Below are 15866 nucleotides of genomic sequence, written 5' to 3' on the forward strand. Positions count from 1 at the left end.
TCCCAGGTAGCGTTGGACCATGCACTTCACCCGGCCACGTGAGCTGGCAGTGGCCGGCCTCCTGGGTTTGGTCCTGGCCTATCTGCTCTTCCAGGTCGCCTACGGATCCTTCCCCGCGCTCCCGCTCTTCGCCGGGATCACGCTGCTCGTCCTCGCGCTCTGCGAGACCGTGCTCGCCTTCATCGTCCGTTCGCGGATCAAAGAAGGCCGGGTGCTGTCCGCGATCTCCGTCGCCCGATCGGTGGCCCTCGCCAAGGCCTCGTCACTCGCCGGATCCGTCATGACGGGGGTCTGGCTGGCGGCTTTCGCGTATCTTTTTCCGCGACGTGACGAACTCCTCGCGGCGAGCGGCGACCTCCGCTCGGCGACGGTCGGGATCGTCAGCTCGGTGGCGCTGGTAGCTGCGGCTTTGTGGCTCGAGCACTGCTGCCGGACCCCCGAAGGCAGCGATCGGGAGCGCGATCCCGAGCCGACCGGTTAACGCTCGGGAGCCACCGCTCGAAGTACCGACTAGGTCTCGTTCGGATTACTAGAAGGTACGGTGTTGGGCATGACCGGGGTGGGTGACGACTCGCGCGGCCGCCTTGCGGGTAGGCCGTGGCTTGTCGTCGGCTTGGTTCTCGCCGTCGGCGCGACTCTCGCATTGGTGCTTTCCGACGACCTCCGCTACTTGCGGCTGGGGATCGTCGCGGCGCTGTGGGCCGCCTTGATCGGCGCGTTCCTGGCAGTCCGCTCGCGTAAGCACGTTTCACAGAGCGAAGAAGCCGTCGCCGAGGCGCAGGCCGTCTACGAGCTGGAGCTGGAACGGGAGATCGCCGCCCGCCGCGAGTTCGAGCTGGAGATGGAAGCGGAGACCCGGCAGGCCGCCGACAGCCGCTCCCAGGAGGAGCTCGAAGCGCTCAGGGCCGAGGTGACCGCCCTGCGTGAGAGCCTCCAGTCGCTCTTCGGTGGTGGCGAGGTCCTCCTCGAACGTGTCGCGCTCACCGCGCAGGCCACCCGGATGCGGTCCCTCGACAACAAGCAGCTGATGAGCGCGGGGTCCGAGAACGGCAACGGCAAACCCCAGCTCATGGCGGCCAAGAGCACCACGATCGACGTCGACGATCGTGAACACGGGCGGGAGCGCCCGACAGAGATGATCGACCGCGTCCTCGAGCCGGCGTCGGTGCGGGCCGGTGCCCCGCCCGCGGCCCGGCGAAAACCGGCGAACGGTCAGATCAACGGCACTAACGGTGCCAACGGCTACGGCCAGAGCAATCAGGTCCCGCGGCCGAAGCCGGTCGACGAGTCGACTCGCCGCAGCATGCGCAAGGCGGACGCCCGCGCGTCGAAGGCGGCCGAGGCGCTCGCCGCCGAAGCCGCCCGTCGCGAGCGGCTCGAAATGTCCAACCCCGGGATGTCGCCCGCCGAGGTCTCCCGGCCGATGCCGAGGGTCGATGCCAAGCGCAAGACCCCGCCGCCGGTGACCCCGGCCGAGGTGTCCCGCCCGTCCATGCCGGGTATCTCGCGCGCCGAGGTCTCGCAGCCGTCGATGCCCGCCGTCGCCCGGCAGCCCCAGCGCCCGGAGCCGCCGCGTCAGGAACCCCAGCGTCCGGAATCTCAGCGCCCGGAGCCCCAGCGCAACGAACCGCCCCGCCGTCCGCAGCAGCCTTCGCTGCAGCAGCGCCTCGACGCCGGCACCGTGCAGCGCCCGCCCGCGCCGCGGCCGGAGGAGCAGACCCGCAAGCAGACGCCGCCGGTGAAGCCCGCCGCGCAGGCGAAGCCGGTCAAGAAGGTCGAGCCGGACCGTCCCCGGCCGAACCGCGAACTCGGCCTGACCCGGCCTGGGATGAAGCCGGTCGAACGGCCTCGTCCGGCCGGTGGCACGCCGCCGCCCGCGAACAAGCCCGCCGCCACGCCGGAGCCGATGGAGGCCACCGGCGAGTGGAAGCCGTCGTGGACGCAGGAGCGCCCGGTCTCCGACCTGAGCGCGGCGTTCCCCCGGAAGGACGACTTCCAGGACCGGCTGCGCCCCGCGCCGCCGTCGAAGCCCCAGCAGTCGGCCTCCCTGCCGCGGCCCCAGTCCTCGAGTCCCCAACCCTCGAGCCCTCAGCCCTCCAGCCCTCAGCCTCGTCGTGATCCGGAGCCCCCGACCCCGCTGTCGATCCCGGTCGTGTCCGAGCCTCCTCGCCGTGCCGAGCCCGTGCGCCCGCCGGAGCCCGAACCGGTGCGCCGTCCGGCCGCCGAGGCGCCGTCGCGGCACAGCCCGCCCGTCGAGGAGCCGCCCGCGGTGAACCCGACGCTGCCCGAAGAGGTCCGCATGACGCAGAACGGGAGCGGCGGACGCCGTCGCCGGGCGGCGGAGGACTCCTCGGTCTCGCTTACCCCGGCCCCCAACGTCCCAGAGCCCACCGGTGGTGGCCGTCGCCGCCGCCCGGACGGCGAGCCCCCGGCCTGGCAGGGCCAGGAGTCGTCAGGCGGCCGTCACGGCGGCAGGCGGGCGAAGCCGGAGGAAGAGACGCCGTCCCGAAACGGGTCGTCGCACAGCCGTCCGGAGACCCCCGCCGCCGGCTCCCACGCGTCCGGCCGGTCGGTGATGGACCTGCTCGCGGCCAACGGCGCGAACGAGTCCACTCCGCGGCGCAGGCGGCGTGCGGAGGATTGAGTCGCGTCCGACCAGGTGAACCCGCGACCGCAATCGACGTCGGCAGGGCGCTGGTGGGTTGATTCAGTCGCGTTCTCGAGGCTGGGCGCCCTGCCACCGCGATGGCGGGGCCTTCGGCCGGGCGGGTTCACACGTGTGGCCCGTCCGGTCTCGAACTTCAGCTCCACGTCCCGCTCCTGTCCCGTACCGACGGTAGGGTGACCCGCTGTGAGCGAGCCTTCCTCCCCGGCGCCCGGTCCCGACCGGGCCCGCCGGTCTCGGTCGATCACCGTGCTGCTGCCGGTGCTCGGGCTGATCGCCGTCGCGTTGTGCGGGCTGTTCGTCTTCGGCACGGTGACCGAGAAGGTCGGCCTGCCCGCGGTGACGATCGGCGTGCTCGCGGCACTCGTGCCGGTCGGTGTGGTGGTCACCGCGTTCCTGTGGGTCGACCGCTGGGAACCGGAACCCCCGAAGCTCCTGCTGCTGTCCTTCGTCTGGGGCGCGTGCGTCGCGACGATCATCGCGCTGCTGCTCAACAGCGGTGCCGAAGCCGTCGGTGACCTGCTGCTCGGCAGTGGCGGCGGCGGCAAGATCAGCGGCCTGGTCTCCGCACCGCTGGTCGAGGAGGCCGCGAAGGCCGCCTTCATCTTGCTGCTGTGGTGGCGGCGCCCGAGTGAGTTCGACGGCGTCGTGGACGGCATCGTCTACGCCGGGTTCACCGCGGCCGGGTTCGCCTTCACCGAGAACATCTACTACTTCGGCCGTGCCTTCGCCGAACACGGTTTCGGCGACGGCACCAGCGCCGGCGTGCTCGCGGCGTTCTTCCTCCGCGGCGTGCTTTCGCCGTTCACGCATCCGCTGTTCGCCGTGATGACCGGAATCGGGCTCGGCGTCGCCGCGAGCAGCAAAGTGCGCTCATTGCGGATCCTGGCGCCGATCGGCGGCTACATCGTCGCCGTGCTGCTGCACGCGCTGTGGAACGGTGCCGCGCTGCTCGGCGGCGCCAAGACCTTCCTGAACGTCTATTTCCTGATCATGGTGCCGCTGTTCATCGGCGTCTTCTCGGTGGTGGTCATGCAGCGGCGCCGCGAGCAGCGGATCGTCGCGGCCGCGTTGCCGATGATGGTCGACGCGCGCTGGATCGCGCCGTCCGAGGTGACGCTGCTGGCCAGCCTGTCGGGGCGGCGCTCCTGGCGGAAACAGGCGCGGAAGCAGTCGGGACGGGACGCGGCGAAGGCCGTCGGCCGCTATCAGGCCAGCGTGACCGAGCTGGCGTTCCTGCGACGCGGCAGGAAGCTCACCGACGAGGGCAAACAGCGGCAGCGTGAACTGCTGCAGGTGCTCAAGACGTCGCGCGCCGACGCCGTGCGGCTGGCGGACGGTGCTCCGCGCGGGTGACCCGTATCAGGTGAAGCTGGTCACGAGGACCGGTTCGGACGCGCGCCCGAGGGTTACCCTCGCGCCGTCGTCCGGTACCCGCGACCACAGAGCGGGACTGGAACGAATTGAGGAGTTTTCGACCATGAGCGTCCACAGGCGCACGCCATGATGAGGCCCGCTCGCTTGGCCGTCGGCGTCGTTTCCGCCGGCCGGGTAGGCAGCGTCGTCGGCGCCGCACTCGCGAGGGCCGGGCACACGGTCGTCGCCGCTTCGGGCCTTTCCAACGCTTCGGTACGCCGGGCGGAGCAACTGCTCCCCGACGTGCCCCTCCTGCCGCCCGACGAGGTCGCCCGCCGCGCCGATCTGGTCCTGCTGGCCCTGCCGGACGACGCGCTCGCCGGGATGGTGCGCGGTCTCGTCGCGACCGGTTCCCTGCGACCGGGTCAGATCGTCGTGCACACCTCCGGGTCGCACGGCATCGACGTCCTCGCGCCCGCCGCCGAGGCAGGCGCGCTGCCGCTGGCCCTGCACCCCGTGATGACCTTCACCGGCCGCACGGAGGACCTCGACAGACTGGCCACCTGCAGCGTCGGCGTCACCGCCACAGAGGGTGACGAAGCGGCGTGGAACGTCGGCGAGGCGCTGACCGTGGAGATGGGCGCGGAGCCCGTCCGGGTCCCTGACGAGGCGCGAGCGCTCTATCACGCGGCGTTGGCGCATGGCGCGAACCACCTGATGACCCTGGTCGCCGACTGCGCGGAACTGTTGCGGGAAGCGGGAATCGGCCAGCCCGAACGCCTGGTGGCTCCGTTGCTGTCGGCGGCGTTGGATAATGTTCTGCGACACGGGGACCGGGCACTGACCGGGCCGGTGGCCCGTGGTGATCTCGGCACCGTGCGTAAGCACCTCGCGGTGCTGGCCGAACGTGGCCCCGACATCGCCCCGAGCTATCGCGCGCTGGCCAAGCGCACGCTGGCGCGCGGCGACGCCGCCGGGCTCCTGGACCCCTCGGCCGCCGCCGAACTCACCGAACTCCTCAGTGATCCCGCAGACCCCGCCGAAGGGCAGCAAAACCAGTGACCACACCGAAATTCGCCCGAGGCACGCTGCACACCTTCCAGCCGCCGGAGCAGGTGAGCCAGGTGACGCGTGCCCTGCACGGGGTCGGCCGCAAGGTCGCGCTGGTGCCCACCATGGGCGCCCTGCACGCGGGGCACCGCGAGCTGATCCGCCGGGCGAAGCGGCTGCCGAACACGGTCGTCGCGACGTCGATCTTCGTGAACCCCCTGCAGTTCGGGGAGGGCGAGGACTTCGAGGCGTACCCGCGTCCGCTGGACAAGGATCTCGAGGTACTGAAGGAGGACGGCGTCGAACTGGGCTTCCTGCCCAAGGCGTCGGATCTGTACCCCGACGGGGCCACCGTCACGGTGCACCCCGGCCCGCTCGGCGACGAGCTCGAAGGCGCGGTGCGGCCGGGGCATTTCGCCGGCGTGCTGACCGTGGTGGCGAAACTGTTCAACATCGTGCGGCCGGACTACGCCTTCTTCGGGGAGAAGGACTACCAGCAGCTGGTGCTGATCAAGAAAATGGTGCGTGACCTGAACATCGACACCCGGGTCATCGGGGTGCCGACGGTCAGGGAACGTGACGGGCTGGCGTTGTCCTCGCGCAACGTCTACCTGACTCCTGAACAGCGTGAGGACGCGATCGTGTTGTCGGCGGCACTCACCGCGGGTGCCTTCGTCGGGCGCGACGGCGCGGACGCCGTGCTGGCGACCGCCAGGAAGACCCTCGCCGCGCGGCCCGCGGTCGAGGTCGACTATCTGGAGTTGAGGGGAACCGACCTCGGGCCCGCGCCCGTCGACGGTGAAGCGCGGTTGCTGATCGCGGCCAGGGTGGGGAGTACCCGGCTGATCGACAACGTGGGTGTGGTGCTCGGCGCTGCCGCGGACCATCCCCAGCACGCGCTGGACGCAGGGGAATAGGGAGAGTCCACGATGTACCGCACGATGCTGAAATCGAAGATCCACCGGGCCACGGTGACCCAGGCGGATCTGCACTACGTCGGTTCGGTGACGGTCGACGAAGACCTGATGGACGCGGCGGATCTGCTGCCGGGCGAACAGGTGTCCATTGTGGACGTCACCAACGGCGCGCGGCTCGAGACCTACGTGATCGCGGGCGAACGCGGCAGCGGGGTGCTCGGGATCAACGGTGCCGCCGCGCATCTGGTGCACCCCGGCGATCTGGTGATCCTGATTTCGTACGCGCAGATGGAGAACGCCGAGGCGGCCTCGTTCCGGCCGCGGGTCGTCTTCGTCGACGCGGACAACCGGATCGTCGAGAAGGGTGGCAACCCGGGGCACGCACCGGAGGGCTCCGGACTGATGAGCGGAACCGTGACACTGGCCGACGACGACACGATGACCTTCCCGGTCGCCGAAACCGCCGACGCCCGCCGTCTCGACGCGCTGCTGCACGCCGAAAGCTGAGCCCTTGCTGCTCACGGTCGACGTCGGCAACACCAACATCGTGCTCGGTCTCTACAACGGGCAAGAGCTGGTGGGTGACTGGCGCATGCGCACCGACGCGCGGATCACCGCCGACGAGCTCGCGCTCACCATGCGCGGGCTCCTCGGCCCGCACGCGGACGCGATCACCGGGATCAGCGCGCTGTCCACGGTGCCCGCCGTCCTGCGGGAGCTGCGCGTCATGCTCGCGCGATATTACGGACGGTTGCCGAAGATCGTCATCGAGCCGGGAGTGCGCACCGGGGTGCCGCTCCTGGTCGACAACCCCAAGGAGGTGGGCGCGGACAGGCTGGTGAACACCCTGGCCGCGCACCATCTGCACCCCACCACCGCCTGTGTGGTGGTGGATTTCGGGACTTCGACCAATGTGGACGCCATCTCCGCGAAGGGCGAGTTCCTCGGCGGCGCGTTCGCGCCCGGTATCGAGATCTCGGTCGACGCGCTGGCCGCGCGGGCCGCGGCGCTGCGCAAGGTCGAGCTTGTGCCGCCGCGGTCGGTGATCGGGAAGAACACCGTGGAATGCCTGCAATCCGGCATCCTCTACGGCTTCGCGGGCCAGGTCGACGGCCTGGTGAAGCGGATCAAACGCGAGCTTTCGCCCGGCGGGACGGATCCGGTCGCGGTGATCGCGACCGGCGGCCTCGCGCCCCTGGTGCTGGAGGAGTCGGAGACGATCACCGAGCACGCGCCGGATCTGACGCTGCTGGGCCTGCGGCTGGTCTACGAGCGCAACCACCACTCCCGCGTTTAGTCCTCTAAATGCGGTTTCCTCTGGGGCCTCGGATGTGTCAGGAAAGGGGCTTTCAGGACAAAAAACGTCTTGAAAGCCCCTTTCCTGACATTCGGAGAGGGGAGGGGCGTCAGCGGCGCGAAGCGACCATGAGCACCCGCCGCGTCATCAGGTCCTGGTTCCGCAGCGCCTGTTCGAGGCTCGCCCGCAGCCTCGCCGGATCGTCGCCCGACTCCGCCGCCAGGTCGTCCACCCGCTCCAGCGACAGTTCCATGGTCCGCTGCTGCCGCGCTCGCCAGTCCGGCGTCTCTTCGTAGGAGAGGACGTCGAATCCGGCCGATTCCAGCAGCGGCCGGTGGTCGGCGACCTGCGGCGGCCGGTTCTGGGGCTGCCCGTCGAAGTCCCAGGTCGTGACGACCAGCCGCCCGCCGGGTACGAGGATCCGCGCGAACTCCGCGCAGGCGAGTGCCTTGTCGGGCGCGAACAGCAGCGCGTCGACGCTCATCACCGCCTCGGACGACGCGTCGTCCAGGCCGGTGTCCGCGAAGGTGCCGACCCGGAACTCGGTCGCTTCGACGTCCGAGAGGGGCAGAGTCTCCGCGCGACGCCGCGCCGAAGCCAGCGCCGTCTCCGCGATGTCGATGCCGGTGAGCGTCGCGTAGGTGCGGGCGGCGACCCACAGGCCCGGCCCGCCGCGTCCGCAGCCGAGGTCCGCCAGCCGCCCGCCCGGCTCCAGCCGGGCTTCGTCCGCGATGCGGCGCAGGTCGGTGCGGGTGACGAAGCTGTAGGTGTCGAGCTCGGCGGGGTACTCGTCGCCGTACACCTCGGCCCAGATCCGCGCGGACACCGCGGAGGCCGGCGCGCCGAACGTCGCGGTGAACGTGGCCTTCCAGTCGGCGTTCACCGGCGTCGCGCCCGGAAGACGGTGGTGGTGAGCGGCAGGTCGAATTCCCCCGAGGCGGTTTCCGGGTTCCGGTCGAGGAATTCCCGTGCCGTGCGAAGCTTGGCTTCGCGTTCCTCCGCCGGAACCACCACCATGTGCGAATGGGTGGCGAGAGTCTCCACCAGGGTTTCCGCCGTCCTGGGTTGTTTGTGACCGAAAGTCTTCTTCTCGAACGGTTCGAAGGCCTCGTGTTCCGGCAGCGATTCGTAGTCGCTCAGCCAGCGCCTGCTCGCCGAGGTCTTGATCAGCGCGTTGAATTCCGCCAGCCAGCCGACGGACTCGTCGTCGTGGTTCCACAGCGCGGCAACGACTCCGCCCGGTTTCAGCACCCTGGCCATCTCCGGATAGGCGCGGTCGAGGTCGAACCAGTGGAAGGCCTGGCCCACGACCACGGCGTCCACGGATTCGTCCGGCAGCGGGATCTTCTCGGCCGTCCCGATGAGCGGGGCCGCCCCCGGGAACGTCTTGGTGAGTTCTTCGAGCATCTTCGCGTCCGGTTCGACCGCGGTGACCGCGAGACCGAGGGCGAGCAGTCCTTCGGTGAGCTTGCCGGTCCCCGCGCCGAGATCGAGGACCCGTTCCGGGGTGGTTCTCGCCCCCGCCAGCCCCCAGGCCAGTGCCTTTTCCGGATAGTCCGGCCGATGTGCGGCATAGGCGGCGGCCTTCGCGCCGAACGAGGCGGCGCGGCGTGCGTGCAGTTCGGCTTCGACGCCGGGAGTGGATGAGTTCACGCGAGCCAGGTTAATGGAGAGAAAACCGGCTGGGCCGGACCCGGAAAAGGTAATCCGGTTGGCGTAGGGAAGGAGAGGGTTCGTACGCTGTGAGCCATGACTGAAATCCCCGCATCCGAGGGCGCGAGCCCCGACGAAGACCTGCCGGAACAGATGCGGGTGCGCCGGGACAAGCGCGACCGGATAATCGCGGAGGGTATCGATCCGTATCCGGTCGAGGTTCCCCGGACGCACTCACTGGCCGAAGTACGGGCGAAACATTCCGGACTTCCGGTCGACACGGCCACCGGCGAGACCGTCGGCATCACCGGCCGGGTCATGTTCCTGCGCAATACCGGCAAACTGTGTTTTGCAAGTCTCCGTGAAGGCGACGGCACCGAGTTGCAGGCGATGATCAGCCTGGCGAAGGTCGGTGAAGACGCGCTCGCGGCATGGAAGTCCGATGTCGATCTCGGTGATCACGTATTCGTCGAGGGCGAGGTCATCACCTCCAAGCGCGGTGAACTTTCCGTGATGGCCGACGCCTGGCGCATCACGTCGAAAGCATTGCGCCCGTTGCCCGTGGCGCACAAAGACCTGGCAGAGGAAACGCGGATCCGGCAGCGTTATGTCGATCTGATCGTGCGTCCCAAGGCCCGGGACGTGGTCCGTACCCGCGCCGGTGTGCTGCGTTCCCTGCGTGACTCGTTTCACGGCCGGGGATTCCTCGAGGTCGAGACCCCGATGCTGCAGACGCTCCACGGCGGCGCGGCGGCGCGGCCATTCGTCACGCATTCGAATGCCTTCGACCTCGATCTGTACCTGAGGATCGCGCCTGAGCTGTACCTCAAGCGTTGCGTGGTCGGCGGTATCGAGAAGGTCTTCGAGATCAACCGGAACTTCCGGAACGAAGGCAGCGACTCGTCCCACTCGCCCGAGTTCGCCATGCTCGAGTACTACGAAGCGTATGCGACCTACGACTCCAACGCGGTGATGACGCGTCAGCTCATCCAGGAGGCGGCGCAGAACGTTCTCGGTACTCAGGTGGTCACTCTCGTCGATGGTTCGGAGTACGACCTGTCCGGCGAGTGGACCACACTCGGAATGTACGAGTCGTTGTCCGAGGCGTTGTCGGAAGAGGTCACTCCCGAGACATCGGCGGACAAGCTGCGTTCCTATGCCGAAGGGCGAGAGCTGGAGCTCGACCCAAAGTTAGGGCACGGCAAACTCATCGAAGAACTTTGGGAACACCTCGTCGGCGATCATCTCCACGAACCTACTTTTGTCCGTGATTTTCCGGTCGAGACATCCCCGCTGACCAGGCAACACCGCAGCAAGCCGGGGGTGGCCGAGAAGTGGGATCTGTACGTGCGCGGATTCGAACTGGCCACCGGATACTCCGAGCTGGTGGATCCCGTGGTAGAGCGTCAGCGTCTGGTGGAACAGGCTCGGCTGGGTGCGCAGGGCGATAGTGAGGCCATGAACCTGGATGAGGATTTCCTCCGTGCGCTGGAGTACGGAATGCCGCCGAGCGGTGGTGTCGGAATGGGGATCGACCGGTTGCTGATGGCGCTGACCGGCCTTGGTATCCGGGAGACCATCCTGTTCCCGCTCGTCCGACCTGAATAACCCGTCCGCGTGACAGATACCTCGATCGTTCTCGTAAACAAGATTTGCGTTATGTCTCGGTACCGGGTATTAATGTCGCTAGACAAAGTCTTCTGTCCGGGGCATGCCCCGTACCAGATCATTCGTGTAAGCCCCCAGCAGGAGGAAACAGATGGCACAGAAGGTGCTCGTCTCGCTCGTCGACGACCTCGACGGCACTGAGGCGGAAGAGACCGTCGAGTTCGGTTTGGACGGTGTCAGCTACCAGATCGACCTTTCCGCGGAAAACGCGGAAGAGCTTCGTGACGCGTTGGCCCAGTATGTGGAGCACGCCCGCCGCGCGGGTGGCCGTAAGCGCACCGCCATTCGTCCGGTCGCAGGCGTGAAGGCCGCCGCCCGCCCCGCGACCGTGGACCGCGAGCAGAACCAGGCCATTCGCGCCTGGGCCCGCAAGAACGGCTTCCAGGTTTCCGACCGTGGACGTATCCCGTCCGAGGTCGTGGAGGCCTACCACAAGAAGAACTGAGGTCTTTCAGACCTTCGAGCCGCCGGGAAACTTTTCCCGGCGGCTTTCTTGTTCTTGTACACGGTTCAAGCGGGCGTACTCGGTGGGCGCCCATCCGGTCACGGAGCGGAAATCCCGGATGAAGTGCGCTTGGTCGCTATAGCCCAGTGCTGTCGCCAGTTCCGCGTAGTCCGGCCGTTCCTCGGCCGCGATCCGTGTCGCCGCTTCGTTCAACCGGTATACCTGAATCGCCCATTTGGGGGCGGTGCCGACATGTTCGGCGAACAGGCGTTGCAGACTTCGCTGAGACAGGCCCGTTCGGCTTGACAGCTCCCCGACCCTGGTAATGGCCGGTTCGGCCGCGATTGTTTCCACCGCCTCGATGGCCGTCCTGGCCGCGGCGGTGAGCACGGGGTGTTTCGCGAGGAGCAGTTCCTCGCATCGGCGGACCATTTCGAAGTCGTCCGTCGCATTGCGTACCGATTCCGTCACTCCCGCGGCTTCCGGGAAGAGATCGGTGAGTGGAACGGAACGGCCGGAGATCATCGTGACCGGCCCGGTGAGGAATGCCCGGAAAGCCCCGGGCCTGAATCGAACGCCGATACCGTGGTCCTTGCCCCCGACGAGGTAGCGGAAAGGTAGTTTTCCGGGCCCGAACGCGCCCGCCGCGTCGCGGAAGAAGGTGACGTTGACCGCGAGATTGGGCAGTACCACCTGTTCGTGGGCCGGACGGCCGCTCAGATCCCAGCGCAGCACCCAGTGGTGATCGACGAACGGCCGCAGCGCCGGCGACGGCCGATGCCGGACGAGGCCGAACTTCGCGCTCGCCTCCCGCGCGTTGACGATCCCCGCCGGGATCCGGTGCCCGCTCACCGGTCCAACTTAGCCCTGCCCTGAAATCTGTCGCGTTTCTTCAAGACGGCGCAACCGTTCCCGTGAACTCATGCCCTCATGTCCGAACACGCTGCCCTGATCGCCCCCGCCGCCGCGGAATTCGCCGGAATCCTGCGCAGGATCGGCGAGACCGAACTCGCCGGCCGCACCCCGTGCGCCGATTACGACGTCCGCGCGCTGCTGAACCACCTTCTCTACTGGGGCCCTTGGCTCGAAGCCGCCGGGCGCAAGACGCCGCCGCCCGAGGTGGCCACGGGCGAGGCGGAGGCGGGCCTCGTCGGCGCCGATTGGCTCGCCGCCGTCGAGAAGCAGACCGCGCGGCTCGTGGACGTCTTCGGGGCGCCCGAAGCGTGGCAGGGCATGACGGCGCTCGGCACGGCGGAGATGCCCGCCTCGATCATCGGGGACATGGTGCTCGGCGAGTTCGTCTTCCACGGCTGGGATCTGGCCCGCGCGACCGGTCGCACCGTCGACGTCGCGCCCGAAGCGGCCGAGGCCGTGTTCGCGTCCGCCGCGGCGATGGGTGATCAGGCGCGGGCGATGAAGGTGTACGGCGAAGAAGTCGTCGTTGCGGACGGCGCGACGACTTTCGAGCGTGCGTTGGGAGCCACCGGGCGGAATCCGGACTGGCGTTCCTGACCCTTCCCGCGGATTCTCGTCCACCCGCGGCGTCCGCGACCCCGGCGCCCTCGACCGCCGGGGTGCCGGCGAGCAAGTCTTCACAGCGGACCCAGCCGGCCTCGCCATTAGGTGTGCCTAACCTTACACACGGTCCGTGACTACTCCGGACGGGTGTCCACCCTCTGGGCAGTCTCTGTCCGCGTGTCATGTTCGCGCTCAGCGGACAACGCGCATCCGACGGAATCCGGACGCCTGTTCGCACGTTGGGCTTGACGTAAAGGTGCAGGGCAACCGGAAGATGAAACAGCGCACGGCCGGAGAACGGCACGGGCGCGAACGGGCCGCAATCAGCCGTAGTGGTACGCCAGCGCGACCGCATGGCTACTAGAGTGGTCTCACGGTGCTGAATCCATCGCGGTGAAAGCACGATGGAAACGGGCCGCCGTCGCAGCAGTCGAGGGAGTGCACATGTTTGAGAGGTTCACCGACCGCGCGAGGCGGGTGGTCGTCCTGGCCCAAGAAGAGGCCAGGATGCTCAACCACAACTACATCGGCACCGAGCACATCCTCCTGGGTCTGATCCACGAGGGTGAAGGTGTCGCCGCCAAGGCGCTGGAATCGCTGGGCATCGCGCTGGAGGGCGTCCGCCAGCAGGTCGAGGAGATCATCGGCCAGGGGCAGCAGGCCCCGAGCGGGCACATCCCCTTCACCCCGCGGGCCAAGAAGGTGCTTGAGCTGTCGCTGCGCGAAGCGCTGCAGCTCGGCCACAACTACATCGGCACCGAGCACATCCTGCTCGGGTTGATCCGCGAAGGAGAAGGCGTCGCCGCACAGGTGCTCGTCAAGCTCGGCGCGGACCTCAACCGGGTGCGTCAGCAGGTCCTGCAGCTGCTGTCGGGCTACCAGGGTGGCAAGGAGTCGACCGAGACCGGCTCCGGCCGCGGTGAAGGCACCCCGTCGTCGTCGCTGGTGCTCGACCAGTTCGGCCGCAACCTGACCGTCCAGGCCCGCGAAGGCAAGCTCGACCCGGTCATCGGCCGTGGCAAGGAAATCGAGCGGGTCATGCAGGTGCTGTCGCGGCGCACCAAGAACAACCCGGTCCTGATCGGTGAGCCCGGCGTCGGCAAGACCGCCGTCGTCGAGGGGCTCGCGCAGAACATCGTCAAGGGCGAGGTGCCCGAGACGCTGAAGGACAAGCAGCTCTACACCCTCGACCTCGGCTCCCTGGTCGCCGGTTCCCGGTACCGCGGTGACTTCGAAGAGCGCCTCAAGAAGGTGCTCAAGGAGATCAAGACCCGCGGCGACATCATCCTGTTCATCGACGAGCTGCACACGCTCGTCGGCGCGGGTGCCGCCGAGGGCGCGATCGACGCCGCGTCGATCCTGAAGCCGATGCTGGCCCGTGGCGAGCTGCAGACGATCGGCGCGACCACGCTCGAGGAGTACCGCAAGTACATCGAGAAGGACGCCGCGCTGGAACGACGCTTCCAGCCGATCCAGGTCGGCGAGCCGTCGCTCGAGCACACGATCGAGATCCTCAAGGGTCTGCGCGACCGGTACGAGGCGCACCACCGCGTCTCGATCACCGACGGCGCGCTGGTGCAGGCGGCCACCCTGGCGGACCGCTACATCAACGACCGGTTCCTGCCGGACAAGGCGATCGACCTGATCGACGAGGCGGGCGCCCGGATGCGCATCCGCCGGATGACCGCGCCGCCGGACCTGCGCGAATTCGACGAGAAGATCGCCGACGTGCGCAGGGACAAGGAGTCCGCGATAGACGCGCAGGACTTCGAGCGCGCCGCCCGCCTCCGTGACGAGGAGAAGACCCTCCTCGGCCAGAAGGGCGAGCGGGAGAAGCAGTGGAAGGACGGCGACCTCGACGTCGTCGCCGAGGTCGACGAGGAGCAGATCGCCGAGGTCCTCGCCAACTGGACCGGCATCCCGGTGTTCAAGCTCACCGAGGAGGAGACCACGCGTCTGCTCCGCATGGAGGACGAGCTGCACAAGCGGATCATCGGCCAGGAGGACGCGGTCAAGGCCGTCTCCCAGGCGATCCGCCGTACCCGCGCCGGTCTGAAGGACCCGAAGCGCCCCTCCGGCTCGTTCATCTTCGCCGGCCCGTCCGGTGTCGGTAAGACCGAGCTGTCCAAGGCGCTGGCGGCGTTCCTCTTCGGCGAGGACGACGCGCTCATCCAGATCGACATGGGCGAGTTCCACGACCGCTACACCGCTTCGCGGCTCTTCGGTGCCCCTCCGGGCTACGTCGGCTACGAAGAGGGCGGCCAGCTGACCGAGAAGGTGCGGCGCAAGCCGTTCTCGGTGGTGCTGTTCGACGAGATCGAGAAGGCCCACCAGGAGATCTACAACACGCTCCTGCAGGTCCTCGAAGACGGCCGTCTCACCGACGGTCAGGGTCGTACGGTCGACTTCAAGAACACCGTGCTCATCTTCACCTCGAACCTGGGTACCTCGGACATCTCCAAGTCCGTCTCGCTCGGTTTCTCCCAGGGCGGGGACACCGCGAACCGGTACGAGAAGATGAAGCAAAAGGTCAACGAGGAAATGAAGAAGCATTTCCGGCCTGAGTTCCTGAACCGGATCGACGACATCATCGTCTTCCACCAGCTGACCAAGGACCAGATCATCCAGATGGTCGATCTGATGATCGCCCGGGTCGAGAAGCAGCTCAAGGCCAAGGACATGGAGCTCGAGCTCACGCCCAAGGCCAAGGCGCTGCTCGCCAAGCGCGGGTTCGACCCGGTGCTGGGCGCGCGGCCGCTGCGTCGCACGATCCAGCGCGAGATCGAGGACCAGCTGTCGGAGAAGATCCTGTTCGGCGAGGTCCAGGCGGGCCAGATCATCCTGGTCGACGTCGAAGGCTGGAACGACGAAGAGGGCGAGAAGGACGACAAGGCGCACTTCGTCTTCCGCGGCGAAGCCCGTCCGTCGTCGGTCCCGGACGCCCCGCCGGTCAGCATCGGCGCCGGCTCGAGCGAAGAGAACGGTGAAGCCGAGGCGGAGTAGGTCTCGGTAGTACAGGAAGTGCCCGTCGCGGGTTTGCCGCGGCGGGCACTTCCGCGTTCGGGGTGACCAGAGTGCCGGAGCGTGGTGGGCCGGGTTGGTCGTGAGTGGCGGGGTTCTCTTGAGGGGTAAGGCAAAGGTGTCGTGCCCGGGCGGGTTGGGCGTTCACGCGTGATCGGGTGGCGATCTCGTGTGCTTGGAGACGGATCTCGCGTGATTGAAGACGGATCTTGTGTGATGGGGTGACGTTCACGGAGTTCGGCTTCTGATCACGTGAGATCCGGCTTCAATCACGCG

13 protein-coding genes and 1 pseudogene are annotated in these 15866 nt (G+C 68.1%); 11 read left to right on the top strand and 3 right to left on the bottom strand.

Translation table 11 applies throughout. The features are described 5' to 3' along the window. Nucleotides 1–19 precede the first annotated feature (19 nt). The 7 genes and pseudogenes from ACZ5IK_RS00880 (at nucleotide 20) to ACZ5IK_RS00910 (ending at nucleotide 7285) form a co-directional block, all read left to right on the top strand. Entirely contained in the window at nucleotides 20–481 is a 462-nt protein-coding gene (locus tag ACZ5IK_RS00880) for a DUF3180 domain-containing protein (RefSeq protein WP_101611072.1), read from the top strand. A gap of 69 nt (nucleotides 482–550) precedes the next feature. Beyond that, the gene (locus ACZ5IK_RS00885; RefSeq protein ID WP_465485980.1) at nucleotides 551–2644 is read left to right on the top strand and encodes a DUF6779 domain-containing protein; all 2094 of its coding nucleotides are present in this window, start codon (nucleotides 551–553) and stop codon (nucleotides 2642–2644) included. A gap of 207 nt (nucleotides 2645–2851) precedes the next feature. After that, a complete protein-coding gene (locus ACZ5IK_RS00890) occupies nucleotides 2852–4021 on the top strand; it encodes a PrsW family intramembrane metalloprotease (protein ID WP_465485981.1) in 1170 nt (389 codons plus the stop codon). A 135-nt stretch (nucleotides 4022–4156) separates the two neighbouring features. Beyond that, a pseudogene (locus ACZ5IK_RS00895) lies at nucleotides 4157–5083 on the top strand (Rossmann-like and DUF2520 domain-containing protein); the annotation flags it as partial. After that, the gene (gene panC, locus ACZ5IK_RS00900) at nucleotides 5080–5988 is read left to right on the top strand and encodes a pantoate--beta-alanine ligase (protein WP_465485982.1); all 909 of its coding nucleotides are present in this window, start codon (nucleotides 5080–5082) and stop codon (nucleotides 5986–5988) included. The pseudogene ACZ5IK_RS00895 and the gene panC, both read left to right, overlap by 4 nt. Before the next feature lie 12 nt (nucleotides 5989–6000). Continuing rightward, entirely contained in the window at nucleotides 6001–6495 is a 495-nt protein-coding gene (panD, locus tag ACZ5IK_RS00905; RefSeq protein ID WP_101611067.1) for an aspartate 1-decarboxylase, read from the top strand. Between the two features lie 4 nt (nucleotides 6496–6499). Beyond that, nucleotides 6500–7285 carry a type III pantothenate kinase gene (locus ACZ5IK_RS00910; protein WP_465485983.1) on the top strand — a complete coding sequence of 262 codons (786 nt, stop codon included), beginning with the start codon at nucleotides 6500–6502 and terminating at the stop codon, nucleotides 7283–7285. 109 nt (nucleotides 7286–7394) lie between these two features. Here the strand turns inward: ACZ5IK_RS00910 and ACZ5IK_RS00915 are convergent, their stop codons facing one another. Continuing rightward, a complete protein-coding gene (locus tag ACZ5IK_RS00915) occupies nucleotides 7395–8168 on the bottom strand; it encodes a class I SAM-dependent methyltransferase (RefSeq protein ID WP_465485984.1) in 774 nt (257 codons plus the stop codon). Then, entirely contained in the window at nucleotides 8165–8938 is a 774-nt protein-coding gene (locus ACZ5IK_RS00920) for a class I SAM-dependent methyltransferase (RefSeq protein ID WP_465485985.1), read from the bottom strand. Before ACZ5IK_RS00920 ends, ACZ5IK_RS00915 begins: the two co-directional genes overlap by 4 nt. A 96-nt stretch (nucleotides 8939–9034) precedes the next feature. Between ACZ5IK_RS00920 and lysS the strand changes: the two genes are divergently transcribed. Both lysS and ACZ5IK_RS00930 read left to right on the top strand, forming a co-directional pair. After that, nucleotides 9035–10546 carry a lysine--tRNA ligase gene (lysS, locus tag ACZ5IK_RS00925; RefSeq protein ID WP_465485986.1) on the top strand — a complete coding sequence of 504 codons (1512 nt, stop codon included), beginning with the start codon at nucleotides 9035–9037 and terminating at the stop codon, nucleotides 10544–10546. 151 nt (nucleotides 10547–10697) lie between these two features. Continuing rightward, nucleotides 10698–11051: a histone-like nucleoid-structuring protein Lsr2 gene (locus tag ACZ5IK_RS00930; protein ID WP_005165380.1), complete on the top strand. Its 354-nt coding sequence runs from the start codon at nucleotides 10698–10700 to the stop codon at nucleotides 11049–11051. A gap of 6 nt (nucleotides 11052–11057) precedes the next feature. Here the strand turns inward: ACZ5IK_RS00930 and ACZ5IK_RS00935 are convergent, their stop codons facing one another. Beyond that, entirely contained in the window at nucleotides 11058–11903 is an 846-nt protein-coding gene (locus ACZ5IK_RS00935; RefSeq protein ID WP_465485987.1) for a helix-turn-helix domain-containing protein, read from the bottom strand. Nucleotides 11904–11981: 78 nt separating this feature from the next. Here ACZ5IK_RS00935 and ACZ5IK_RS00940 point away from each other — a divergent pair, with 78 nt between their 5' ends. Further along, nucleotides 11982–12563, top strand: coding sequence for a TIGR03086 family metal-binding protein (locus ACZ5IK_RS00940; RefSeq protein WP_465485988.1), 582 nt, complete (start codon nucleotides 11982–11984; stop codon nucleotides 12561–12563). 450 nt (nucleotides 12564–13013) lie between these two features. Beyond that, nucleotides 13014–15572 carry an ATP-dependent Clp protease ATP-binding subunit gene (locus ACZ5IK_RS00945; protein ID WP_465485989.1) on the top strand — a complete coding sequence of 853 codons (2559 nt, stop codon included), beginning with the start codon at nucleotides 13014–13016 and terminating at the stop codon, nucleotides 15570–15572. Nucleotides 15573–15866: the final 294 nt, after the last annotated feature.

The sequence above is a fragment of the Amycolatopsis sp. NPDC031561 genome (genome assembly GCF_055580625.1).